21 protein-coding genes are annotated in these 23699 nt (G+C 72.3%); 9 read left to right on the top strand and 12 right to left on the bottom strand.

The genetic code is table 11. The features are described from left to right. Positions 1-158 precede the first annotated feature (158 nt). The 3 genes from ACAX67_RS08360 to ACAX67_RS08350 all read right to left on the bottom strand — a co-directional run bounded on the left by ACAX67_RS08360 (position 159) and on the right by ACAX67_RS08350 (position 4253). On the bottom strand, positions 159-2393 hold the full coding sequence (locus ACAX67_RS08360; protein ID WP_370703350.1) for a M4 family metallopeptidase: 2235 nt from the start codon (positions 2391-2393) through the stop codon (positions 159-161). Between the two features lie 162 nt (positions 2394-2555). Then, a complete protein-coding gene (locus ACAX67_RS08355) occupies positions 2556-3512 on the bottom strand; it encodes a helix-turn-helix domain-containing protein (RefSeq protein ID WP_370703349.1) in 957 nt (318 codons plus the stop codon). Positions 3513-3602: 90 nt separating this feature from the next. Beyond that, positions 3603-4253: an SAF domain-containing protein gene (locus ACAX67_RS08350; RefSeq protein ID WP_370703348.1), complete on the bottom strand. Its 651-nt coding sequence runs from the start codon at positions 4251-4253 to the stop codon at positions 3603-3605. A 108-nt stretch (positions 4254-4361) separates the two neighbouring features. On the opposite strand from ACAX67_RS08350, the gene ACAX67_RS08345 reads away from it, so the two are divergent. Next, the gene (locus ACAX67_RS08345; RefSeq protein ID WP_370703347.1) at positions 4362-5063 is read left to right on the top strand and encodes a hypothetical protein; all 702 of its coding nucleotides are present in this window, start codon (positions 4362-4364) and stop codon (positions 5061-5063) included. A 151-nt stretch (positions 5064-5214) separates the two neighbouring features. Here the strand turns inward: ACAX67_RS08345 and ACAX67_RS08340 are convergent, their stop codons facing one another. Then, a complete protein-coding gene (locus ACAX67_RS08340; RefSeq protein ID WP_370703346.1) occupies positions 5215-5391 on the bottom strand; it encodes a hypothetical protein in 177 nt (58 codons plus the stop codon). 33 nt (positions 5392-5424) lie between these two features. On the opposite strand from ACAX67_RS08340, the gene ACAX67_RS08335 reads away from it, so the two are divergent. Then, positions 5425-5853 carry a hypothetical protein gene (locus ACAX67_RS08335; protein WP_370703345.1) on the top strand — a complete coding sequence of 143 codons (429 nt, stop codon included), beginning with the start codon at positions 5425-5427 and terminating at the stop codon, positions 5851-5853. Between the two features lie 52 nt (positions 5854-5905). Here ACAX67_RS08335 and ACAX67_RS08330 read toward each other — a convergent pair whose 3' ends face one another. Beyond that, positions 5906-6322, bottom strand: coding sequence for a VOC family protein (locus ACAX67_RS08330; RefSeq protein WP_370703344.1), 417 nt, complete (start codon positions 6320-6322; stop codon positions 5906-5908). 116 nt (positions 6323-6438) lie between these two features. Between ACAX67_RS08330 and ACAX67_RS08325 the strand changes: the two genes are divergently transcribed. Further along, the gene (locus ACAX67_RS08325; RefSeq protein ID WP_370703343.1) at positions 6439-8460 is read left to right on the top strand and encodes an amino acid adenylation domain-containing protein; all 2022 of its coding nucleotides are present in this window, start codon (positions 6439-6441) and stop codon (positions 8458-8460) included. On the opposite strand, the gene ACAX67_RS08320 is transcribed toward ACAX67_RS08325, so the two are convergent. From ACAX67_RS08320 to ACAX67_RS08305, 4 genes are read right to left on the bottom strand one after another with little or no spacing between them, the layout of a single operon-like run. Next, positions 8444-9154, bottom strand: a complete 711-nt coding sequence (locus tag ACAX67_RS08320; protein WP_370703342.1) for a GNAT family N-acetyltransferase — start codon at positions 9152-9154, stop codon at positions 8444-8446. The two genes, ACAX67_RS08325 and ACAX67_RS08320, sit on opposite strands and share 17 nt — an antisense overlap. A gap of 26 nt (positions 9155-9180) precedes the next feature. Then, entirely contained in the window at positions 9181-10863 is a 1683-nt protein-coding gene (gene ilvD / locus ACAX67_RS08315; RefSeq protein WP_370703341.1) for a dihydroxy-acid dehydratase, read from the bottom strand. A gap of 9 nt (positions 10864-10872) precedes the next feature. Continuing rightward, complete coding sequence (locus tag ACAX67_RS08310; RefSeq protein ID WP_370703340.1) at positions 10873-12126, bottom strand: MFS transporter; 1254 nt, start codon at positions 12124-12126, stop codon at positions 10873-10875. Then, positions 12123-12695 (bottom strand): ArsR/SmtB family transcription factor, encoded by a 573-nt coding sequence (locus ACAX67_RS08305; protein ID WP_370703339.1) that lies wholly within the window; start codon positions 12693-12695, stop codon positions 12123-12125. The genes ACAX67_RS08310 and ACAX67_RS08305 overlap by 4 nt, the downstream gene beginning before the upstream one ends. A gap of 161 nt (positions 12696-12856) precedes the next feature. On the opposite strand from ACAX67_RS08305, the gene ACAX67_RS08300 reads away from it, so the two are divergent. Then, positions 12857-13168, top strand: coding sequence for a hypothetical protein (locus ACAX67_RS08300; RefSeq protein ID WP_370703338.1), 312 nt, complete (start codon positions 12857-12859; stop codon positions 13166-13168). A gap of 64 nt (positions 13169-13232) precedes the next feature. Here ACAX67_RS08300 and ACAX67_RS08295 read toward each other — a convergent pair whose 3' ends face one another. Next, positions 13233-16085, bottom strand: a complete 2853-nt coding sequence (locus tag ACAX67_RS08295) for an ATP-binding protein (protein WP_370703337.1) — start codon at positions 16083-16085, stop codon at positions 13233-13235. 169 nt (positions 16086-16254) lie between these two features. On the opposite strand from ACAX67_RS08295, the gene ACAX67_RS08290 reads away from it, so the two are divergent. Next, positions 16255-18171, top strand: a complete 1917-nt coding sequence (locus ACAX67_RS08290; RefSeq protein WP_370703336.1) for a hypothetical protein — start codon at positions 16255-16257, stop codon at positions 18169-18171. Positions 18172-18244: 73 nt separating this feature from the next. On the opposite strand, the gene ACAX67_RS08285 is transcribed toward ACAX67_RS08290, so the two are convergent. Further along, positions 18245-19333, bottom strand: a complete 1089-nt coding sequence (locus ACAX67_RS08285; protein WP_370703335.1) for a WD40/YVTN/BNR-like repeat-containing protein — start codon at positions 19331-19333, stop codon at positions 18245-18247. 51 nt (positions 19334-19384) lie between these two features. On the opposite strand from ACAX67_RS08285, the gene ACAX67_RS08280 reads away from it, so the two are divergent. The 4 genes from ACAX67_RS08280 to ACAX67_RS08265 all read left to right on the top strand — a co-directional run bounded on the left by ACAX67_RS08280 (position 19385) and on the right by ACAX67_RS08265 (position 22767). Further along, positions 19385-20293, top strand: coding sequence for an EamA family transporter (locus tag ACAX67_RS08280; RefSeq protein ID WP_370703334.1), 909 nt, complete (start codon positions 19385-19387; stop codon positions 20291-20293). A 116-nt stretch (positions 20294-20409) separates the two neighbouring features. Beyond that, positions 20410-20637, top strand: a complete 228-nt coding sequence (locus tag ACAX67_RS08275) for a hypothetical protein (RefSeq protein ID WP_370703333.1) — start codon at positions 20410-20412, stop codon at positions 20635-20637. 58 nt (positions 20638-20695) lie between these two features. Beyond that, on the top strand, positions 20696-21637 hold the full coding sequence (locus ACAX67_RS08270) for an alpha/beta fold hydrolase (protein WP_370703332.1): 942 nt from the start codon (positions 20696-20698) through the stop codon (positions 21635-21637). Positions 21638-21657: 20 nt separating this feature from the next. Continuing rightward, the gene (locus ACAX67_RS08265) at positions 21658-22767 is read left to right on the top strand and encodes a PQQ-dependent sugar dehydrogenase (RefSeq protein ID WP_370703331.1); all 1110 of its coding nucleotides are present in this window, start codon (positions 21658-21660) and stop codon (positions 22765-22767) included. A 9-nt stretch (positions 22768-22776) separates the two neighbouring features. On the opposite strand, the gene ACAX67_RS08260 is transcribed toward ACAX67_RS08265, so the two are convergent. Further along, the gene (locus tag ACAX67_RS08260) at positions 22777-23694 is read right to left on the bottom strand and encodes a metallophosphoesterase (protein ID WP_370703330.1); all 918 of its coding nucleotides are present in this window, start codon (positions 23692-23694) and stop codon (positions 22777-22779) included. Positions 23695-23699 lie beyond the last annotated feature (5 nt).

Below are 23699 nucleotides of genomic sequence, written 5' to 3'. Positions count from 1 at the left end.
CACATGGCGACAGACTACGCCGTCGCACCCGCCGTCGCGCGGTCACCCTCCCCCGCGTCCCGAATCCCGAGACGCCCGTCTCACGAATGACGACGAGCGAAGGGGTGGCCGCCGCCCGAGAGCGACGGCCACCCCTTCGTGGAGCGAGGCCGGTCAGGTCACTCCGAGACCGACGCCTTGAAGGCGCCCGAGCCGCTGTAGGCGGTCACGCGCAGCCGGTAGGTGCCGGCGGTGTTGCTGTAGGTGAACGACTCGTCCGCCGACGAGCTGATGCCCTGGGCGACCGTCGTCCAGCCGAACGTGCCCTGCTTCTGCAGGTAGACGTCGAAGTCGGCTCCCGTCGGCCCGTCGAGGCAGACCTTCAGCACACCCGCGTCGGAGTCGGTGAAGGACGCCAGGTTCGTCGTCTGCCCCGAGCTCAGCGTGCCGCTGTAGTTCAGCGCGCCGTTGCAGGTGCCCCCGCCTCCGGACGGGTTCACCGTCCAGGTGAAGGACGCGCTGCCGGTCTTCGCGGCGGCGTCCTTCGCCGTCACGGTCACCGAGAACGTGCCCGCCGTGGTCGGCGTGCCGGAGATGACCCCGGCGCTGCTCACGGTCAGGCCGCCCGGCAGGCCCGTCGCCGTCCAGGTGTACGGCGACGTGCCTCCCGTGGCGCTGAGCGTCACGTTGGAGATGGCGGTGCCGACCGTGCTCGTCCTGCTGCCCGGGTTGGTCACCGTCGGGCCGCCCGTCTGGCCGCCCGAGCAGGTGGCCGTGCCGGCCGCGACCGCGATGGCGGAGAAGGCGGCAGCGATGCCCTGGCACACCGACGGGTCGCTCGCATAGAGGTCGTTGGCGGCCTTGATCGCCGCGTTGCGCGCCGCGGCGTAGTTGCTGGTGGAGGTCAGGTAGACCGACAGCGCGCGGTACCAGACCTTCTCGACCTTGTCCCGGCCGACGCCGGTGACCGTCGAGCCGTTGCAGGTCGGGCTGTTGTAGGAGACGCCGTTGATGGTCTTGGCTCCGGAGCCCTCGGAGGCCAGGTAGAACCAGTGGTTCAGCGGCCCCGAGGAGTAGTGGGGGTTGAGCGAGCCGAGGGTCGAGGACCAGCAGTCCCTGGACAGACCGTCCTTCGACGGCTTGTCCATGTAGCGCAACGGCGTGCCGTTGCCGTTGATGTCGATCTCCTCGCCGATCAGGTAGTCCGGCACGTCGGAGGGGTTGTTCGTGTAGAACTCCACCGCGGTGCCGAAGATGTCCGAGGTCGCCTCGTTGAGACCGCCCGCGTCACCGCTGTAGGCGAGGCCGGCCGTGTTCTCCGTGACGCCGTGCGACATCTCGTGGCCGGCCACGTCGAGCTCGACCAGCGGGGCGTTGTTGCCCGCACCGTCGCCGTACGACATCTGCGTGCCGTCCCAGAAGGCGTTCACCATGCCGTTGGCGAAGTGGACGCGCGACCGGGCGCCGGTGCCGTTGTCCCAGATGCCGGCGCGACCGAGGACGTTGTTGTAGAAGTCGTAGGTCTTCTCGGCGCCGTACTGCGCGTCGACGGCGGCCGAGGCCCGGTCGGAGTTGGAGCCGTTGCCCCACACGTCGTCGCTGTCGACGAAGATGTCGCCGTCGGGGCCGACGCCGGTGTCGGGGTCGCCCTGGTTGTGCACGTCGGTCGCGTAGTTGCCGCGGGCGTCGCGGATCTCGTAGCCGCCGCCGCTGTGGGCCTGGGTGCCGATCGCGACGTCGCCGACGAAGATGCCGTGGCCGTCACCAGTCTGGATCTCGTCGTACGACGACAGCACCGTGCCCGTCCGGGCGTCGACCAGCGTGTGGAGCCGCGAGGGCACCTTGTCGTCGCGCACGCCCTCGGTGAGCACGTCGTAGGCGAGTACCGGCTTGCCGCCGGCCGAGAAGATCACCAGCCGGCTGCTCTGCCCGCTCTTGTCGGCCTCCTGCCGCTTGAAGTCGCTCGTAGCGCGGCTCGCGGCCTTCGAGCGCGAGATCGAGGGCTGCAGCGAGCGCACCTTGATGGTCTTGCGACCGTTCCAGGTGGTGCTGGACCTCTCGCCGCTGGGGCTGAAGTGGACGACCAGGTCGCCACCGATGACCGGCAGCCCGCGGTAGGTCCGGTTGTAGCGCACGTGCGTGGCCCCGTCGCGGTCGCGGACCACGTCCTTGACGACCAGCTTCTGGACCGAGGAGAGACCGAGCGCGGAACGGACCGCGTCGGCGTGCTCCCGCGCCTGGGCGAGCTGGTGGGCCCGCTCCTTCGCCGGCGAGGTGTGCGGCTTGGCGCTGAGGACGGTGCCCTGGGTGTGGGCGCCGGCCCCGACCGCGTCGGCCGTGGACTGAAGGGCTCCGACTGCTGTCGAGGCGGCGAGTACGGCGGCGACGAGACCACCGACGGCATGACGATTCACGAGGGGTTTTCCTCCCTGTCGTTGGAGGCACCGTTGCCTCCTCTGACCTCCCGAGAACGAGAGGGCACGCCGATCGTCGTCCGGGCGTTCACGACGGGTCAATCAGGATCGATGACCGGATCCCGACACTGTCTGGAACTGGTCGCCACGCCCCGCGTGCGGTCAGAGCCAGCCGTGGCGGGCGGCCTGCAGCCCGAGCTGGAAACGGCTCGAGGCCCCGAGGACCTCCTCCAGGCGGGCGACCCGGCGGCCGACCGTGCGCTCGCTCACGCCCAGCTCGCGGGCGATCGCGTCGTCGGTCAGGCCCGCGGCGAGGAGCCCGAGCAGCTCGCGGCATCCCTGGTAGGGCTCGCCGTCCAGCGAGGCGGCAGCGGTGAGCGGGGTCGCGGTGCGCCAGTAGGAGCCGAAGATGGTGAGGAGCACCTCGAGCAGGCCGGACGGGCGGACCACGATCATGTCGCGCCGCCGCTGCTGCCCGCCGGGCACCGACACCAGGGCGAGCCGGCGGTCGGCGATCGTGAGGTTGACCGGCACGTCGGGGCAGACGCGGGCCTGCTCGCCGGCCTCGATGCAGAGGCGGGCCGCGGCGAGCGCCTCGGGCTCACGGAGCACCGCGCCGCCGTACACCACCTGGTAGCGCACCCCGCGGTCGATGGACTCGAAGAACCCGTGCATCACGGTCGGGCGCGGTCGCGCGGCGGCCTCCCCTACCGGGCCGATGCTCAACGCGCAGACCTCCTCGACCGCGCCGTCGATCAGCGCCTTCTGCGCGGCTTCGCACTCCTCCTCGGTCTGCAGCACCTCCAGGTAGGTGCCGGTGCCGGTGCGCGCGCTCCAGAGCTCGGAGAGCGACTGCGCCAGGTCGCGGGCGGCGGCGGCCTCGCGGGCCCGGGTCGTCGCGATCGCCTCGAGCGCCGCGAACGGCGGTCGCGGCACTGCGCGGCCGTCCGTCCAGTCGACCAGCCCGACCTCCTCGAGCGCCTGGACCGCGGCCTTCACGTCGACGTCCGCGCAGGCGGGGCTGCCGGCCAGCTCCTCCGGCGCGAGCGGCCCGCAGCCGACCAACGTGCGATAGACCACTTCCGCGGCAGGAGGAAGACACGATCCCGAGTTCGTCACTCCGTGATTGTGCACCCGGTGGGGGTCGGTCGGGGAGTGCCAGTTCTTGGGAATCGGCAGCCGCAGCCCCCGACGCATCCGACGCTCGGCTCAGCCCGCGACCTCGGCCGTGAGGGCACCTGACGTGACCTCGGCCAGCTTGTCAGCGAATCGGAGCTTCTCGGCTTCCTTCCGGCTCACCGCCACCGTCAGCAGGCCAACGGTCCCCTGGGCCAAACGAGTCTCTCCCGCGGCGAGGACGAGGATGTCGCGCGGCAGCACGTCCCGCGTGCTGCCAGGCTTGACGATGCGCAGCCGCACGAGTGCTCCCGGCATCACGGCCCCCAGCGGACGCGCGACCTCGATGGTGATCGCAATCCTCCCGGGAGGAATCGGCAGGGTTGCGACGGCTGGGTCGTCATTCACTCCCTCGGGAGTGATCTGCTCACCCTGCCCGATCGGCTCGACGACGACAGCGCCCCTGAACGCGTCGGGATCGTCGCTCGCACCCTCCTGTACCTCGCTTGCGGGCACGGCAGCCAGCATGATGTCCCCGTTCTCGAGCGCACGATCGAAGGCGGTCCCGGCCGCGAGGTCGTGAGCAGCGATCAAGACCTGGACCTGATCCAGGTCCACCGTCGGCGACGTCGAGGAATCAGCAGATCCACTCATACCCTCGTCGCCGCCGCAACCGGAGAGGGCGAGCGCGACGCCGCAGACAGCAGCCGTCGCCGCACGGAGCACTCTCTGTTCGGGGCGCACGGACGGCACGCTACGGCCCCGCCCGGTGAAGTGGCTGGAGAAGTGGGAATTGCAGGGCGTTGCGCCGGTTAGCCACGCAATGTCGGACGGGGATGTTGGAATCCCTCCATGACACGGCACCGAACAGCTCCTCGCTCCAGTGCGCTGCGCCGGGGGTGGATCCCGCTCGTCGCACTTCTGGGACTCCTCGGAGGTGTCCTCGCGCTTGCCCCGGCGACGGCGACCATCGACGGCTCCGACCTTCCCGCCAAGACGGCGGTCCGGTCCGCCCTCGACGGGACCGGCCGCTGGTGGGCCTCGACCGGAAGGGTCACGAGGACGATCGGCGGCCGTCCCCGGCAGTGCCGCTCGGACCGCCAGATGCTCTCGTACGAGGAGGCCAAGCAGCGCGGCTACTTCGGCCGCGAGCGCGGCCTGCCGAGGTCGGTCACCGCAGTCGTGGAGATAGCGGTCTTCCACTACGCCAGCGTCGACGGGGCGCGCGAGGCGGTCGAGCGCAACGTCTCCTACCCGCGACGGTGCCCACGGGTGACCGAGTGGACGTGCACCGATTGCGACGGCATCTCCACCACGCGCCGCGAGCGGGTCAGGGCGCGACGCGTCGGCGAGCAGAGCGTTGCGTGGACCTACCGGCAGGTCGACAACCTCAAGGGGTCCGGATACGCCGTTGTCGCCCGCAAGGGCTCCGTGGTCATCAGGGCGGAGGTGGGCCGGATCCGCGACCCGTTCCCCCGCTTCGTGTACCCGCCACTCATCAAGAAGGCCGAGGCCCTCGCGATCGCTCGCCTCGCCCTGCGACAGGCCACCTGACGCACGTCCTCGGGCGACGACGCACTGGGAGCCGAGCGGTCACGCGAGCCCAGCGCGAGACGATCGCCCCGCAGAACCTGCCCGTGGCCGCCCACGTCGCCCGAAGGCTCGATCGCGGCGCGAGCGTCAGGTTCCTTCCACCATGCGGAGTTCAGGCTTTGTTGGCCCTGTTCATTCGCGCCGTCTGGTCGAAGATCATCAGCGAGAGAATGCCGTGCAACTTCTCAGCTATCACGATCTCACCCGTCGTCATTCCGGCCTGCTGGACGAAGGTCTGGTGGGCCTTGATCGCTTGGTTGAAGAAGAGCATTGTCGCGTCGTCGGTCATCGACCACTTGTAGCACAGCGCCGGAGGATCGCCATGGAAAGCACCGGGAGCGAATTCAAGGTGCCCTTCTACCTCAATCAGTGGTTCATCATCGCTGTGCTCGCTCTGCCGGCCGTACTGGGCTTCCTCGCCTGCCAGGTCTACAACAGCTCGCTCCTCCCACTGAGGGACGGCGACTACTCATGCATCGATTCCGACGAAGCCGCCCGAATCGACAACGGCGTCACATTGCCGACCCTCCACGCCGAGGACTTCGCAGCAACCGTCGAGGGGGGCGAGGTCGAGTCGGTGTGGACGTTCAGGATCGTGTCTCCCGACGGGAACCCCCGCGGCCGGAAGGTGGACGTGGCGTACGAGAACCTCAAGCAGGTGAAGATCAACCGATTCACGGTCACCGCGACGTCACCCATCGGCCGTGAGCGCAAGAGCTACGTGTGCAAGAAGGGTCACTGGTCCGACTAGGGCGGCGTGGGACACGAAGGCACCCGCAGGCCCGCCGACCTACGGGTCGGCGTCAGTCCGGCAGCACGAGCCGCCCGATGTCGCCGGGGTTGTAGGCGACCTCCCAGCGGTAGCCGTCGGGATCGCCGAAGTAGCCCGTGTAGCCACCCCAGTCGCGCTGGACGGCGTCGGAGACCGGGTCGGCACCGGCCTCCCGGGCGAGCGCGAGCACTCCGTCGACCTCCTCCTTCGTCGCCAGGTTGTGGGCGAGGGTGATCGGGGCGATGCCGGTCATCGTGGGCTCGCCGACCTCCTCGGCGAAGTGGTCGCGGTCCCACAGCGAGAGGACGAGGTGTTCCCCCGTCCGGAACATCAGCACCTCCCCCGGGACGTCGAGCTCGGGGTGCCAGCCCAGGCCGTCGACGTAGAACCGCCGCGTCGCGTCGAGGTCCGTCACGGCGAGGGTCACGAAGCTGATCCGCTGGTCCATCACCCCACCTTGGCACCACCCGCCGACGCCCGCGCCCGCGGTCGGCCCGGCGCGCGGATGGTTAAACCTTCACCTTCGAAGGTTTCGATTCGGCCGACTCGAAGAAAACTCGAAGCGTGTCCATCACCCTGGGGCCCGTGGGCTCCTTGCAGCACCTCACGACTCGCCGCGCGGCCGATGCCGCGGTGCCGGCGACCCTCGCCAACCTCGCGAACACCGTGGACGAGCGGCGCTACGTCTGCCCCGACGCGCTCTCGCGGCGCCTCGACCAGCTGCTCGACGACACGACGGACATCCGGCTCCTGCTGCTGAGCGGAGGCGGCGGCTCCGGGAAGAGCGCGGCGCTGCGCGAGGCGGCGCGCCGCGGCGAGCGCGGCGGCTACCACGTGGTCGCACTGGACGGACGCCAGATGACCGCGGCCGGCGCTCGGCTGACCGACATCCTCGGCGACCTGCCCGCCGGGGGCCTCCTGATCATCATCGACGAGCTCGGGCACCTCGGCGCCCGCGCGCAGGCGCTCGGACGGGTGCTCGCCTCCCTGCCCGGGGAGACCCGGGTCGTCGCGGCGGCCCCGACCCACCCCGAGGGCTGGGTGCCCGCCGACCTGGCCCCGCTCGTGGCGACGCTGCGGATGCCGGCGCTCGACGCCGGCCAGTCCGACGAGCTCCTCCGCCGGCACGGCGTGACCGAGGCGGCGGCACGCACGGTCGTGACCGAGTGGGCCTGCGGACTCCCGTTGGCGCTCGTGCTCGGCGCGGCCGCGTGGGTCGAGCACGGTGCGGCGGCGATCGAGCCGGGCGGGGCGGTCCTCGCCGCGACCGCGGGCGACCTCGTCGGCCAGGTCTCCGGGCTCGCCCTCGACCAGCTCGACAGCGAGCTGCTCGAGGTCGCCGCCGTCGCCGGGTGGGTCGACGAGGCCATGCTCGCCGACGTGCTCCCCGAGCGCGACGGCCAGGCGTCGCTGGCCCTGTTGTCGTCGTACTCCTTCGTCGAGCGCAGCGGCGCCGGCCTCACCCTGCACCCGCTCGTCGCGCACGCGGTGGCCGAGCGGGTCCGCCACGACGGCATGCAGGTGCCGGGCCTGGTGCTCCGCATCGCCTCGCACCTGCGCGACCGGGCGCGCGCCGGCGACACCCGCGCCCTGCACCAGCTCGCCGGGCTCAGCGAGGACCCGCGGCTGCGCGCCGGCATGGCGCCCGCACCGACGGCGACGTTGTACGGCGACGACGTGCGCCCCGGCGAGGCCGACGAGATCGGCAGCTGGTTGCCCGAGGGGCTTGCGGCCGCCGTACGCCCCTGGGTGGACCCGCCCACGCCGGAGACCTGGCGTCCGCCCGCCCAGGTCGTGCGGCACACCGACGGCCGACTGCTGGCGATCGCCCTCGCGCTGCCGCTGAGCGACGCCGTGTCGCTGGTGCGGACCGAGGACCCCCGGGCCGAGCTCGTCGCACCGCTGATCGACTACGCCGAGCGGCACGGCATCAGCGACCGCGCCGTCGTCAGCCCCTTCCAGCTGCTCGCACCGGGCGCGGCGGAGGAGGACCCGAACGTCGTCCCGCTGCGCAACGGCAACGCCCTGCGCCGCTGCCGCGTGCCCAACCCGCGCTACGACCTGGTCAACGAGTTCGGCTGGACCGACGGCGACCGCACGATCATGACCGACTGCGGCTACGTCGAGGTCCCCGAGCTGCGGCGGCTCGTCGGCGGCGAGGAGGTGCGGTCGTGGGTCGCGGACGTCGGACCCTGCGGACTGGTCGGGCTGCTCTTCCGCAGCGTCGCCGCCGAGCACGGCATCGACCTGCCGGAGCCGCGGACGCAGGGCGAGCTGGTGCTCGCCGCCCTCGACGACTTCCACGACGACGCCGCCCTCGCCACGCTGCCCTGTGCTCCGCTCGGGCACGAGACCGAGCACGCGGCCGACCGGGTGCGGACCTGGGTGCGCCGCACGATCCTGGCGGCGCTGCACGACCAGCCCGACCTGGCCGCGCTGATCGAGCAGCGCTACCTCGAGCCGGCGGCCACCCACGACCAGGTGATGCGCTCGACGTTCCTCAGCCGGGCGACGTACTTCCGCCGGATCCGCACGGCGCGCGAGGTCGTGGCGACGACCGCGGACCGCGTCAGCGCGCCGGTGTGAGGCTCGACAACGCGCTCAGCTGACGGCCGTGGGCGTCGAAGTTGGCGGGGTCCAGCCACGCCTCGTGGGCGGCGCGGACGGCCGGCCACTCGCCGTCGGTGACGGAGTACCAGTCGGTGTCGCGGTTGCGGCCCTGGGTGACCATGTGGTTGCGGAACCGGCCCTCGTGGACGAAGCCGAGCCGCGTGGCCGCGCGGCGCGACGGCTCGTTGAGGCTGTCGCACTTCCACTCGAACCGCCGGTAGCCGAGGTCGTCGAAGGCGTGCCTCATGAGCAGGTGGATCGCCTCGGTGGCCGCACGGGTGCGCTGCAGCACCTCCGAGAAGAGGACGCCGGCGACCTCGACCTGCCCGGTGCGAGGATCCACCCGCATGTACGACGCGATCCCGCTCGCGCTCCCGGCCCGCTCGCCCTCGGCAGGGATGAGCGCGAAGGTCAGCTCGGAGTCGACCAGCTCGGCCAGGTGCATCCACAGCGTCGGCAGCGACGCGGGCTTCGCGATCGGGCGGTAGGTCCACAGCCGGTCGTCATCGGGACCGCACACCGCGGCGAACAGGTCCGCGTAGTGCGCCGACGTCAGCGGTACGACGGCGACGTAGCGCCCCTCCAGCACGACGGGCTCCGGGGCGGGCCGCGGCGTCCAGCCGGGGACCTCGTCCCCGACGGGCTGGTCGAAGGCGTTCAGCTCGGGCACGACGAGGATCGTAGGCCCAACGGCGATCAGCCGGTGACCGCTCCGACCGCCGCCGACTGGACGATCTTGGCGTACTTGCCGAGCACACCGCGGGTGTACTTCGGCGGCAACGGCTCCCAGCCCTCCTTGCGGCGCTCGAGCTCATCGGCATCGACGCCGAGCTCGAGGGTCCGGTTGGCGACGTCGAGGGTGATCGGGTCGCCGTCCCGCACGAAGGCGATCGGGCCGGCATCGACCGCCTCGGGGGCGATGTGGCCGACACACAGGCCGGTCGTGCCGCCGGAGAAGCGGCCGTCGGTCACCAGCAGCACGTCCTTGCCGAGCCCGGCGCCCTTGATGGCACCGGTGATCGCGAGCATCTCGCGCATGCCGGGGCCGCCCTTCGGGCCCTCGTAGCGGATCACCACGACGTCGCGTGGCTGGATCTTGCCCTCGCCGAGCGCGTCGAGCGCGGCCCGCTCACCGTCGAAGACCCGAGCCGTGCCGGTGAAGACGGACTCGTCGAAGCCGGCACTCTTCACCACGGCACCCTCCGGGGCCAGCGTCCCCTTGAGGATCGTGAGGCCGCCGGTCTTGTGGATCGGCTTGTCGAGCGCGCGGATGATCTCGCCGTCGACGTCGGGCGGCGCGATCTCGGCGAGGTTCTCGGCCATCGTCCGGCCGGTCACGGTGAGGCAGTCACCGTGCAGCAGGCCGGCGTCGAGCAGCGCGCGCATGACGACGGGGATGCCGCCGATCTTGTCGACGTCGTTCATCACGAACCGGCCGAACGGCTTGAGGTCGCCGAGGTGCGGCACCTTGTCGCCGATGCGGTTGAAGTCGTCGAGGTCGAGCTCGACCTCGGCCTCGCGGGCGATGGCCAGCAGGTGCAGCACCGCGTTGGTGGAGCCGCCGAGCGCCATGGTCACGGCGATCGCGTTCTCGAACGCCTCGCGCGTCATGATCTGGCGCGCGGTGATGCCGCGGCGGAGCATCCCGACGACGGCCTCGCCGGACCTGTGGGCGAAGCCGTCACGTCGGCGGTCGACGGCCGGCGGGGCCGCCGAGCCGGGCAGGGACATGCCGAGCGCCTCGCCGATCGAGGCCATGGTGTTGGCCGTGTACATGCCGCCGCACGCGCCCTCTCCCGGGCAGATCGCCCGCTCGATGCGGTCGACCTCCTCGCGGGTGATCTTGCCCGCGAGGCACGCGCCGACCGCCTCGAAGGCGTCGATGATCGTCACGTCACGGCCGTCGACGTTGCCGGGCATGATCGAGCCGGCGTACAGGAAGACGCTGGCGAGGTCGAGTCGGGCAGCGGCCATCAGCATGCCGGGCAACGACTTGTCGCAACCAGCCAGCAGCACCGAGCCGTCGAGACGCTCCGCCATCATCACCGTCTCGACGGAGTCGGCGATGACCTCGCGCGAGACCAGGGAGAAGTGCATCCCCTCGTGGCCCATCGAGATGCCGTCGGACACCGAGATCGTGCCGAACTCCAGCGGGTAGCCGCCGGCGGCGTGCACGCCGTTCTTGACCGCCTTCGCGAGCCGGTCGAGCGACAGGTTGCAGGGCGTGATCTCGTTCCAGCTCGAGGCGACGCCGATCTGCGGCTTCGCGAAGTCCTCGTCCCCCATGCCCACCGCGCGCAGCATGCCTCGGGCGGCGGCCCTCTCGAGGCCGTCCGTGACGTCGCGCGAACGGGGCTTGATGTCGGGGGCGTCGGTCATGCCTGCAATTTAGTCGGGCGGCACCGGACCGACGGCGGCGAGCCCGCTCCGTGGATCCGCGCCCGCTCCCGCCCGCCACTCCTGGGCGATGTGGTCGCGCAGCCGGACGACGATGTGGAGGGCGCCGAGCGCGGTCACCAGCCCCACCACCGCGAAGATCACCCGGTAGTCCCAGACCACGACCAGGAGCGACCCGAGCGCGAGCGAGATCGCCTGCGGCGTGGCCATCATGACCTCGGCCGCGGTCGAGGCCCGGCCCATCACGGCCTGCGGCGTACGACGCTGCAGCAGCGTGAGGTAGCCGATGATCATCAGGGGCAGGCCGGCCCCGGCCACGGCGGCGAAGACCAGGACCACGGTCATCGTGGGCGCCGCGGCGATGCCCGCGGAGGCGGCGGCGAAGAGCAGCAGGCCGGCGACGATGCCGGTCACCTCCCCGGCGCGGCGGACAGCACGCGAGGCGACCACCCCGGCGGCGATCGCCCCGACGCCCATCGCGGTGACGAAGACGCCCGCATAGGTGGCCGGGCGGTCGAACGCGTCGAGCAGTGCGTAGATCGTGGACTCGGTGAACCCGATCACCAGCATGGTGAGCGCGACGCCGATCAGGGTGTGGCCGAGCACCCGGTCGCCGACGAGGTGGCGCACGCCCGCGCCGATCTGCCGCAGCACGGGCTCCTCGCTGCGCTCAGGCACCTCCTCGGCGACCCGGACCGAGGCGATGGCCAGCGCCGCGACGACGAAGGACGCCGCGTCGACGAGCGCCACGGACCATCCGCCGAGCCAGGCGAACAGAGCGGCACCCAGCAACGGCCCGAAGAGCCGGTAGGACTCCTTCGTCGTCTGCACCGCGGCGTTGGCCTCGACGAGCAGCTCGTCGGGCACCAGCTCCTTGAGCAGCCCGTTGAGCGCCGCCGGGAGCACGACGAAGCTGATCCCGTAGCCGAAGGCGACGAGCCAGATGATCCACACGTCGCCGGCGTCGCGGACCAGCACCAGCGGCAGCACGACGAGCGCGGAGGCGAGGTTGCCCGCGACGAGCAACGGGCGGCGGCGCACCCGGTCGATGAGTACGCCGGCGAGCGGCGCGAAGATCGACGGGACCACCATGAAGACGAACGTCAGCCCGGCGAGCGCGTTGGAGCCGGTCAGCGTCTTCACCCAGATGCTCAGCACCAGGAGCATCACCGAGTCGCCGAGCATCGAGGCGGCCAGGCCGCCGTACAGACGGGCGAAGCCGCTCTGGCGGAAGGCGCCCCTCACGACGCCGGCTCCCCGAAGGTCACCGGGACGCCCCACGCGACGAACTCGCACAGGCGGGCACCCTCGGGGCGCTTCGACGGGTCGGTGAGGCGGTCGAGGTCACGCATGAGGATCGCGTTGATCTCCTCGTTGCGCGCCGCGAGCTCCTCGTCGGTGAGCCAGCTCGCGGAGGTCGTGACATCCATCGCCGAACGCCACTCCGGCGGCTCCTCGGGTGCCCGCAGCCGGGCCGCGTGGAGGCGGTCGAGGTTCCGCTCGAGCATCATCTCCGACAGGCTCACCGACAGCTGGTGGTCGGCCAGGGTGGGGGCCGCCTCGGAGTCCCAGCTGAGCCCCAGCTCCGTCACCCGCCACGGCCGGCGACGGCCGTGGCCGTCACCCGTCTCCTGCACGAAGTCGTGCTCGGCGAGCTTGCGGAGGTGCCAGCTGCAGTTGGCGGGCGACTCCCCCAGGCGCTCCGCGAGCTCGGTGGCCGTCTGGGCGCCCTCGAGGGACAGCAGCTCCAGGATCCCGATCCGGACCGGGTGGGCGAGCGCAGCGAGCTCGCGGGGGTCGGTGAGTCGGCGCATGCATGGAAAGTACTCTTTCGAAAGAACTCTTTCAATACCTTGAACAAGTTGAATGTTGTATCCGTACCGACCACGGATGTACGGCGCCGGGCCGCGCGGCAGGGTGGAGGCACCAGGCAGCAACGCAACAGAATCTCGGCCAGACCGCGGGGGGCGCGACCGTGACCACACTCCTCATCAGCCTCGATCTCGACCCGACCCGGGCGGAGGAGGTCGCCGGGCTGCTCCGCGGCGAGATGGCGCCCTGGATGCGCCAGCAGGCGGGCTACCTCACGAGCCACTGGTTCCTCGCCGACGACCGCCGCCACTGCACGATCACCGTCGAGTTCGAGGACCGGGCCCAGGCCTCCGACGTCGCGCGGGCCACGCTCGAGCTCCCCGCCAACACCGCTCGGAGCTGGAACGTCGACCGCGTCGAGATCGTCGATGACCTCGGCCTCGCCCCGCGGCCGGGCCTCCACCTGGGGGGATAGTCCCCCACGTTCGGCACCTGATTTCAGCGAATTGAGGTGCCGAACGTGGGGGACTATCCCGATTTCAGCCGGTGAGGTGCGCGGCGAGCTCACCGCGGTCGGCCGCGCCCGTGCGCTGGAGCAGACGGGCGACATGGGTCTCGACCGTGCGGACCGAGAGGAACAGCCGGTCCGCGATCGCCTTGTTGGGCATCCCGGAGACGACGAGCTCGAGGACGTCGTACTCGCGGGCGGTGACGCCGAGCGCCTGCAGGTGCGGCGGGACGCGGTCGCTGCCGACGGCACGACGGGGTACGGCGATGCCCGCCTCGCGCATGGCGACCCGGCAGGCCGAGGCCGCCTCGGTCTGGCCGTAGTCGACGAACCCGTCGAGCGCCTGCCGGAACCACTGGTCCGGAGCCCCCCAACCGGACGCCGCCGCTGCGCGGGCGACCAGCGCCCGCGCGTGCAGCTCCATCCAGGGCTCGCGACCGCCGAAGGGCCACTCGGCGTCGGCGAAGACCTGCTCGGCCTGCTGGCGCTCCCCCGCCCGCCCGAGCGCGACGGCATCGGCGCAGCGCAGCACGAACCGGTTGTACGGCGCGTTGGCCTGCGGTCCGTTGCGAATCGCCTCGCGCGCCGCTGCGCCGCCGTCCCCGCCGGAGTCGAGCACCGTCTCGAGCAGGGCCCAGAGCCCGCGTGCGGAGAACGGGAGCGAGGGGTAGCGGTCGGCGGCGGCGACGGCCGCGGCCCAGTGGGTGAGGGCCTCGTCGTACTTGCCGCGCGTCAGCGACACCGGGCCCAGCACGTGGCCGGGGACGCCGACGTCGAGCAGGGCGGGGTCGTGGGGCACCTCCCGGGCGCGGGCGAGGTCGGCGGTCATCGCGTCGTCGTCGCCCTTGAGCCCATGGGTGAGGGCGCGGACGAGGTAGGCGATCGACAGGTCCGGCAGCCGGAGCCGGCTCATCATCTCGATCGCGTTCTCGATCGCGGCCATCGCCTCGTCGAGCTCGTAGTAGCGGGTGCGGAGCATGTTGATGTCGAGCTCCACGCGCGCCGCCGTGGCGATCGCACCGGCCGCGAGCGCGGCCGAGCGGGCCGCGACGAGCCGCTCGCCCGTCGGTCGCCGGCCGATGATGTCGAGGGCGCCGAGCTGAGCGAGCAACCGGCAGCGCCACAGCACCAAGCCGCTGCCATCGGCGATGCGGAAGCCCTCCTCGAAGGCCTCCTCCGCCTGGATGACGTCGCGCCCGCGCGCGGCACGTCCCACGACCTCCCAGGCCTCGCAGGCCACCTCCGGCCGGTCGTCGCCGACCGCCGCGAGCGCCGCTCGCGCCTGCTCGACCGCGAGGTCCTCCTGCTCGCGGCCGAGCGCGAGCCGTGCGGCGAGCACGTGGCCGAGGCCCGGATCGCCGTCGGCGCTCGTCAGCGCCGCCTCCGCCTCGTCCCACAGCCCGCCGGCGAGCAGGGCCCGGGCCAGCCGGTAGCGCAGCCGGACCAGCCGCTCCCCCTCGTCGGAGCGCCCGCTCAGCTCCTCGATCAGCTCGTCGGCCGTCGCGACTGCCTGCGGCAGGTCGCCGGCGAGCGCATGGACCTCGAGCCGCGCCTCGCGGACCTCGAGGTCGAGCTCGCCGCCGGCCTCGCTCAGCGCGGCGGCCCGGTCGAGGGCGTCGAGTGCGCTGGTCAGGGCACCGCGCGCGAGGGCGGCCCGCCCGGCCGCCAGCCAGTGCTGGGCGGCCCGGCCGTCGTCGCCGGCGGTCTCGAAGAGCTCGGCCAGCGCCTGCTCGCTCCCCGTCCCCGCGACCGCACCGTCCGCCGCCCCGGCCTCGACCGCGGCCGCCAGCGCCCCGGCCAACCGACGTCGGTCGGGCGGGAGCAGAGTGGCGAGCACGGCCTCGCGCGTCAGCGCGTGGCGGATCGCGAAACCGTCGCCCGAGGGCACGACCAGCCGCTCGTCGCGCAGCTCGCGGATCGCCCCGGCGAGGGCGCGGTCGTCGATCGCGAGCGCCGCTCCCACCACCTCCCAGTCGAAGTCCGTGCCGAGCAGCGCCGAGGCCTCCATCACCTCACGCGCCACGGACCCCAGCGCGGCCAGGCGGGCCTCGACCGAGCGCGCGAACGACGGCGGCACGGTGGCCTCGAGCCCGGTGGCCACCCGCCAGCGCTCGCCCTCGAGCATCAAGGCCCCCGAGGACTGGAGGTCCGCCAGCACCTCCTCGACCAGCAGCGGGAACCCGGCGGAGAAGCGCAGCACCCAGTCGACCAGCCCGTCGGGCACCGGCCCGTCGAGGCAGGCGCCGAGCATCGCGGCCACGTCGTCGGCGTCGAGCGGCTCGAGGCCCACCACCCGCGCTGCACCGCGCGCCTGCAGCGAGTCGAGCAGCTCGGTGACGACCGGCGCCTCGTGCGGCCGGGTGGTCGCGACGACGGCCAGCGGCACGTCGCGGACGTTGTCGGCGACGTACTCCAGGACACCGAGGGTCTCGGGGTCGGCCCAGTGGAGGTCCTCGACCACCAGCAGCACGCCGGCGCCCCCGATGGCAGCGGCGAGCCGCAGCAGCGCCTCGCCCACGAGCATCACGGACGACCCGCCGTCGTCAGGGGCCGTGCCGAGCTGGGGTGCGAGCCGTCCGAGGGCGGGGAGGTACGGCGCCAGGCGGCTGTCGTCCGGCACGGTGCCGGTGCGCAGCCAGGCCAGCAGCGCCTCGCCGAGGGGCCGCATCGGCATCGGCGCCGACGAGCGGACCGCGCGGCCGGCGAGCACCGCCAGCCCGGCCTGCTCCGCCTCGGCCACCACGCTCGCCGCGAGCCGCGACTTCCCCACGCCGGGCTCGCCGCGCAGCACCCACACCCCGCCGTGGCCGGCGGAGGGCCGAGCGAGTGCGTCCCGGAGCTGTGCCGTCTCGGCGGTCCGGGACACCAGGACCGGACATCGCACGCTGGTGATCGTAGGGGGCACCACCGGTTCGGCGCGGCAGGTCTCCGAGATCACTACGTAGTCGACCGCCTTGGATGCGTGGTCATCGCGGATGTGGCGGACACCTGTCACCGACGAACGTTGACCTCACCTCCACCAGGGCAGACCGCCCGCCACGAAAGGCAAGACCATGCGCAAGCAGATCCTCGGTGCGACCGCCGCCATCCTCAGTGCGGGCGCCCTCTCGACGGCACTTCCGGCCACGCCCACCTACGCCGCCTCCTGGAAGTCCACGACCGCCCTCCCCCTCCCCGCCGGCACCGTGACCGACGTCGACGTCGTGTCGACCGGCCCGGGTGGCGCCGTCGCGGCCGCCATCATCAACGGCGTCGTGTGGACCGCGACCGCCACGAACGGCGTGTGGGGCACGGTGGCCCAGGTGAGCAACGCCGTCGACGCGACCGGGCTCGTCATCGCCGCCAACGACAAGAACGACGTCGTCGTCGGCTGGGTCGAGGACGTGTCGGGCGACCTCCGGCTCCGGGTCAGCCGCAAGTTCACCAGCGACTACTACTACGGCCAGAAGCTGGTCACACCGGCAGGCACCGACGTCGTGGGCAAGCCCGACATCGGCATCGCCGACAACGGCCTGGTGATCGCGACCGCCGCGGTCGACAGCGCTGACGCCGACAACGAGCTGGTCGTCACCGAGTGGCCCGAGGGTGCCGAGCCCGGCACGTCGAAGGTGCTCGCCCCCGCCAAGGCGTGGAACCCCTCCCTCGACGTCAGCTCCAAGGGCGCCGCGGTGATCGCCTTCACCTACACCGGCCTCGTCGACAGCATCGTCGACGTCACCCGGCGCACCCCGGGCCAGGGCTGGAGCCTTCCGGCCAGCACCAAGCCGGCCGGCCCCATCGCGGCCCAGCCCGATGCGGCCATCAGCGACAACGGGCAGGGCCAGGTCATCTTCGCCTCGGTCGTCAACGGCTTCTACGTGGCGGAGACCAGCCGGGTGCTCCCCGACGGCACCGTCCAGGCGGCCGACGCGGTCTCGCCCCTCGACGAGTACGCCTACGCGCCGAGCGTCGACATCAACGCCGACGGGTCCGCCCTCTTCGCCTGGGTCGCCAAGTCCAACGGGCTGGCCCGCGTGCGCTACGCCTCAGCGGCCGACGCCTCGTCCCCCGGGACCTCCTCGCTGTTGCCGGGGCAGTCGTCCGACATCACCGACGTGGTCGCCCGGGTCAGCGACGACGGGCTCCGGGCCCTCCAGGTCTCCAGCGGCTCGTTCGTCACGACGTCCTACCGGAGCACCGCCGTGCAGCCGTTCGTCTCCTCCTCGACGACCAGTGGCTTCGCCGCCGACCAGGCGCTCGACGTCGACAGCGAGGGCAACGCCGTGTCGGTCGTCTTCAAGGCCTCAGGCGCCCAGGGTCGCTTCCTCGACGCCTCCGGGCCTGTCGTCGCGCTCGACCCGCTGCCCGCCGACATGCTGACGAACCCGCCCCTCCCGATGACGATCTTCCCGATCTCCTGGACGATGTCCGACACCCTGTCCAGCATCACTGGCAGCGATGTCTACGCGACGACGGCGAAGTGGAACGAGGCCGGTCACTCGGCGCCGTACGTCATCCGCGACAACGTGCCCGGCAGCAAGGCCGACATCCCGTGGATCCTCGGCACCAGCTACTGCTTCCAGGTGCGCCCGACCGACACGGCCGGCAACTCGACCACCAGCGAGAAGCAGTGCACCACCATCCCGCTGGACGACCGCTCCCTGGTCGGCGACGGCTGGAACGAGATCACCCACACCGGCAACTTCCGCAACACCCTCGTCACCACGACCCACCACGGCCGCACGCTCACCCGGACCGGGGTGAGGGCGAAGCGCCTCGCGCTCGTCGTCCGCAAGGTGGCCGACGGCGGATCGGTGAAGGTGACGTTCGCGGGCACCGTCCTGGGGACCTACAGCCTCAAGGGCACCGGCCAGAAGAAGGTGATCCCCCTCGCGACCTACGCCAACGTGCGGACGGGCACGCTGAAGATCCAGGTCACCAGCGCCGAGGGCAAGCTGGTCAGCATCGACGGCCTGGTGGTCGCCAAGTAGCCGAGGCACCCGAGCACCCGTGCGGCCGGCCTGTGGCCGGCCGCACGGTCGTCGTCCGGTCCCGCCCGCGAGATCAGCCCTCCCAGGTGCCGGCCTTGACCGACAGCACGTCGGGCAGGTTGCGGGCGATCTCCTGCCAGTGCTCCCCGTCGTCGGCCGAGGCCCACACCGAGCCGTTGCGAGCCCCGAAGTAGATGCCGGCCGGGTCGTGACCGTCGGCGCACATGGCGTCGCGCATCACCCCGACGTAGAAGGCGTCCGGCAGGCCGTCGCCGTACGGCGTCCAGGACTCGCCCGCGTCGTCGGAGCGCCACACCCGCGGCACCGCGTCGGGCGGGTAGCGCCCGTCGCCGCCGCCGAGCGGGAAGACGTAGATCGTGTCGGGCCGGTGCGGGTGGACGACGATCGGGAAGCCGAAGTCGCTCGGCAGCTCGTCACCGATCGAGGTCCACGAGCCGCCCTCGTCGTCGGAGCGGTAGACGCCGCCGTGGTTCTGCGCGAAGAGGCGCTCGGGACGGCTGGGGTGGCGGGCCACCTTGTGCACGCACTGGCCGAACTCGGGGTAGCGCTGGTCCTCGGGAAGGAAGTCGGCGCGGATCCCCTGGTTGCGGGCGGTCCACGAGCCGCCCCCGTCGGTGGTCTGGTAGACCCCGCCGGTCGAGATCGCCACGGTGATGGACTGCGGGTCGGTGGGGTGTGGGAGCACTGTGTGGAAGGCCTGGCCGCCGAAACCGGCGCCCCAGTCGGGCTTCTGGGGGTGGCGCCACAGGGCTTCCTCCAGGCGGAAGCTCTCGCCGCCGTCGTCGGAGGTCCAGACCGCGCCGGGCTCGGTGCCGGCGTGGAGCACGCCCTCACCCGTGCCGGGCACGATCTGCCACACGCGCTCGACGGTGGCACCGGCGCCCTCCGGGAAGCGGATCGCGCCGCCCGGCGTCTCCTGCCACGTGGCGCCGAAGTCGTCGGACCACCGCACCTGCGGGCCCAGCCAGCTCGACGACGCGCCCGCGAACAGCCGGGGCGAGGACCCACGGGTGTCGACCAGGCAGGAGTAGACCTCCTCCATGTCGTGGTGGGGACCGCTCCACGACCACTCCGCGCGGCGATCGTCCGACCGACCCACCCACAGTCCCTTGCGCGTGCCGACCATCAAGATGGTGCCCATGCCTGTCTCCGATCCGTCTCGCGAGTCCCTGCCTGCTCCTACATTGACCGAGTGACGCCCACGATGTCATCGGTCGCCGACACCCGGATGTCCTCGCGGAGCAGCGCGATCGGCCTGGTGCTCGTCGGCATCGCCTCGGTGCAGCTCGGGGCGGGGGTCGCGAAGAACCTCTTCGACGAGGTCTCCCCCACCGGGATGGTGTGGCTGCGGCTGGCGTCGAGCTCGTTGATCCTCCTGGTCATCGCACGGCCCCGGGTCCGCGGCCGGGGGCGCCGGGACTGGCTGGTCGTCCTCGGGTTCGGCGCGACGCTGGGGCTGATGAACTGGGCGATCTACCAGTCCTTCAGCCGGATCCCGATCGGCATCGCGGTGACGATCGAGTTCACCGGACCGCTCGCGGTGGCCGTCCTCGGGTCCCGTCGCGCGCGCGACCTGGCGTGGGTCGGGCTGGCGGCGGCGGGGGTGCTGCTGCTCGGGCTCGAGCGGACCGACCTCGACGGGATCGGCGTGGCCTGCGCGTTCCTGGCCGCCGCCTCGTGGGCGGCCTACATCCTGCTCAGCGCCGGCACCGGACGGCGCTGGGAGGGACTGGACGGGCTCGCGGTGGCGAGCGTCGTCGCCGTGCTCCTGCTGACACCGTCGCTCGCGGCCATCGACCGGGACCCGCTGACCGACGGGCGGATCCTCCTGCTGGGTGCGGCGGTCGGCCTGCTCGGCTCGGTGATCCCCTACAGCTGCGAGCTGGTGGCCCTGCGCCGGCTGCGGCCGGCGCTCTTCGGGGTGCTGATGAGCCTGGAGCCCGCGGCAGCGGCGCTCGCCGGCCTCCTCGTCGTCGGCGAGCGCCTGAGCGTCGTGCAGTGGCTGGCCATCGCGTGCGTCGTCGGGGCGAGCGTCGGGGCCACGCGGACGGGTGCGCCCGACGAACCGACCGGGTCGGTCGACCCGCAACCGGTCGGCTGATCGGCCGGCCCGCGCACTCAGGATCAATTAACCGAAGTGTCACGTTCCTCTGCTGCGCCGGACAGGTCGGCGGGGCTACGTTGGGCGGTATCCCCGAACCCCCCATCGGAGTCCTCATGTTCTCGCCCGTGCACCAGCTGGTCCGCCTCGGACAGACCGTCTCCGGGTGGCCCGTCGCCTCTCAGCAGCAGGCCCGACGCAACGCGATGGTCGCCCTGACCGCCTGCGCCCGACGACGCGCCGAGCGCGAGGAGGTCGCCTCCTACCTCGCCGAGCGGGCCGCCCCCGCCGCCTCGACCGACGTGAGCCCCACCACCACGCCCGGGGTGGCCGCGCACGCCTGACCGTCCGTGTGCGGCAGGGCACACCCCACGGGCCCGAGCGCTCAGGCACAATCCCCGCATGCCCATTTCCGCGCGCGACGCCGCCGAGACCGAGCTGGTGTCCTTCCACGACATCCTCTCCGACGACGGGACCCACGTCCGTGCGTGGACCAACGACCCCGAGGGGCTGATCGACGGTCCGACGGTCGTGCTCTGCAACGGCCTCGGCACCAACGCCTACATGTGGCCGGCCCTGCTCGATCCCGACTGCGGCGTCCGCGTCGTCTCGTGGAACCACCGCGGGGTCAGCGGGTCCGAGCGACCGGCCGACCGCAGCCACGTCGAGATCGAGCACTTCGTCGAGGACGGGCTCTCGGTCATGGACCACTTCGGCATCGACCGCGCGGTCCTCATGGGTTGGTCGATGGGCGTCAACACGATGTTCGAGCTGGCCGTGCGCCACCCGGAGCGGGTCGCGGGCCTCTTCGCGGTCGCCGGGGTGCCCGGCGACACCTTCCGCACGATGCTCGCGCCCCTCCGCCTGCCCCACCAGGTGGCGCGACTGCTCACCATCAGCGCCTGCCGGGTGGCGAAGCTGACGGGGTGGGCGGTGAGCCCGATCACCACGCGGATCCCGATCGGCACCAAGGCCATCGCGGTGATCTCGCACAGCGGCTTCATGCTGCCCGTCGCCGATCCCGAGCTCGCCGCCGTCGCGATCGAGGAGTTCATCAGCACGCCGGTGCAGTGGTACGCCCACCTCGCGCTCGGCACCTCCAAGCACGCCCGCGTCCGGCTGAGCGGCATCGAGGTGCCGGCCCGGTTCGTCGCGGCGTCGTACGACCTGCTCGCGGGGGCGCGCGACATGGCCTCGGCCGCCGAGCGGCTCGCCGACGCCGACTACATCGAGCTGCGCGGCTCCCACTTCATCCAGCTCGAGCAGCCCGAGGCGGTGCACGAGCTGCTGCTGGAGTTCCTGGCCAAGGTCGGCGTGACGGCTTCGGAGAACCCGGCCGTCTGAGGCTGGTTACGCTCGAGCGCATGGGCGCCCGTCGTACGGCTGCCGCACTGCTCGCCACTGCGGCCCTCCTGTCCGCGTGCAGCGACGACACCCCCTCCGACAGCAGTACGACGACGCCGACCGACCCGTCGAGCCGCACCGCCGGGCAGGGTGCTGGCCCTCAGGTCGTCGCGACCGTGGCGAGCGGCCTGGCGGTGCCGTGGGGACTGGACTTCCTGCCCGACGGCCGCGCGGTCGTCACCGAGCGTGACTCCGCACGGGTGCTCCTGATCGAGCCGCCGGCGGGTGACGGCGAGGGCACGGTCAGCGAGGTCGGCAGGGTGCCCGAGACCGCGGCGGAGGGCGAGGCCGGCCTGCTCGGCGTCGCCGTGTCCCCCGACTTCGACGCCGACCACCTCCTGTACTTCTACGTGTGCACCGACGACGACAACCAGGTCGTCCGCGCCACGCTCGACGGCAACCGCCTCGGCCCCACCGAGCCGGTGCTGACCGGCATCCCCAACGGCTACGTCCACGACGGCGGCCGGCTCGCGTTCGGTCCCGACGGCTACCTCTACGTCACGACCGGCGAGACCGGCCGCGACGAGCTGGCACGCGACCGCGCCGGGTTCGCGGGGAAGATCCTGCGGATCACGCCCGACGGTGCGCCCGCGCCCGGCAACCCGTTCGGTGACGAGGTCTGGTCGTGGGGGCACCGCAACGTGCAGGGGCTGGCGTTCGACGACGCCGGACGGCTGTGGGCCAGCGAGTTCGGCAAGGACACCTACGACGAGCTCAACCTGATCGTCGCCGGCGACGACTACGGCTGGCCGGTCGTGGAGGGTGCGGGCGGCGAGCCGGCGTACCACGACCCGGAGCTCACCTGGCCCACCGACCAGGCCTCCCCGTCGGGCCTCGCCTACCGCGACGGCGATCTCTGGATGGCCGGCCTCCGCGGCGCGCGGCTGTGGCGGATCCCGCTCGACGGTGCGCACGCCGGTGAGCCGACCGCCTACTTCGAGGGCGCCTACGGCCGGCTCCGCACGGTCGCCGTCGCTCCGGACGGGCGGCTGTGGGTGACGACCAGCAACACGGACGGCCGCGGCGACCCGGCCGCCGACGACGACCGGATCCTGGTCGTCGAGCCCTAGCCCTGACGCCTAGCCGGCCGGCGGCAGGTTGAAGTCGGAGTCCTTGCGGCTGAGGATCTCGCGGCGCTCCTCGGGGGTCAGCGCGTCCAGTGGCTCGCGCAGGTCCGAGGACTGCCCGCTCACCTCGGGCGCCTCGTGCAGCGGGACGACCGTGTGCACGATGCGGTCGTCGTAGACGTGGACTGTGTTGAACGCCTGGTGGCCGTCGACCCCGGAGATGAGCCGGTCGACCGGGGCGGGGTCGGTCGTGTAGCAGCTCGCCGAGGCCACGGACACCGGCACGCCCGCGAACGTCGAGTGCGAGGAGTAGTGGAAGTGCCCGCCGAGCACCTGGCGCACGTCGCTGCCGCGGACCACGGCCGCGAGCCGCTCCTGGTCGAGCAGCTCGAGGATCGCGCCGGGCTCGATGGTCGGCACCGGGATCGGCGGGTGGTGCATCGCGAGGATCGTGCCGTGCTCGGCGGGCGTGCGGAGCAGGTCGCGCAGCCAGTCGAGCTGGTCGTCGGTGAGGTCGCCGTGGTGGTAGCCCGGCACCGTGGTGTCGAGCGCGACGACGCGCAGCCCGCCGATGTCGTGCACCCGGTCCTGAGGCCCGTCGTCGTCGGCGTCGAAGAGACCGCGGGCGTACGGCGCGCGCTCGTCGTGGTTGCCCATCACCCAGACGACCTCGGCGCCCATGGCGGCCGCAGCGGGCTCGACCAGCTCGCGCAGCCGCGCGTACGCCTCGGGCTCGGCCCGGTCGGCGAGGTCGCCGGTGAACACCAGCCCCTGCGGCACCGGGTCGAGCCGGCGCAGCCGCTCGAGGGCGAGCACGAGGCCCGCCTCGGGCACGACGGCGCCGTACTGCAGGGCGTCGTGGGCGAGCAGGTGCGGGTCGCTGAGGTGGGCAAGGGTGAACCGCGGAGCGGGATGCTGGCCGTACTGCACGACCA

Origin of the sequence: Nocardioides candidus (assembly GCF_041321175.1) — a bacterium.
GTDB lineage: Bacteria > Actinomycetota > Actinomycetes > Propionibacteriales > Nocardioidaceae > Nocardioides.
The sequence above is the reverse complement of the archived record's forward strand: the minus strand, read 5'-3'. Positions and strand labels throughout refer to the sequence as shown.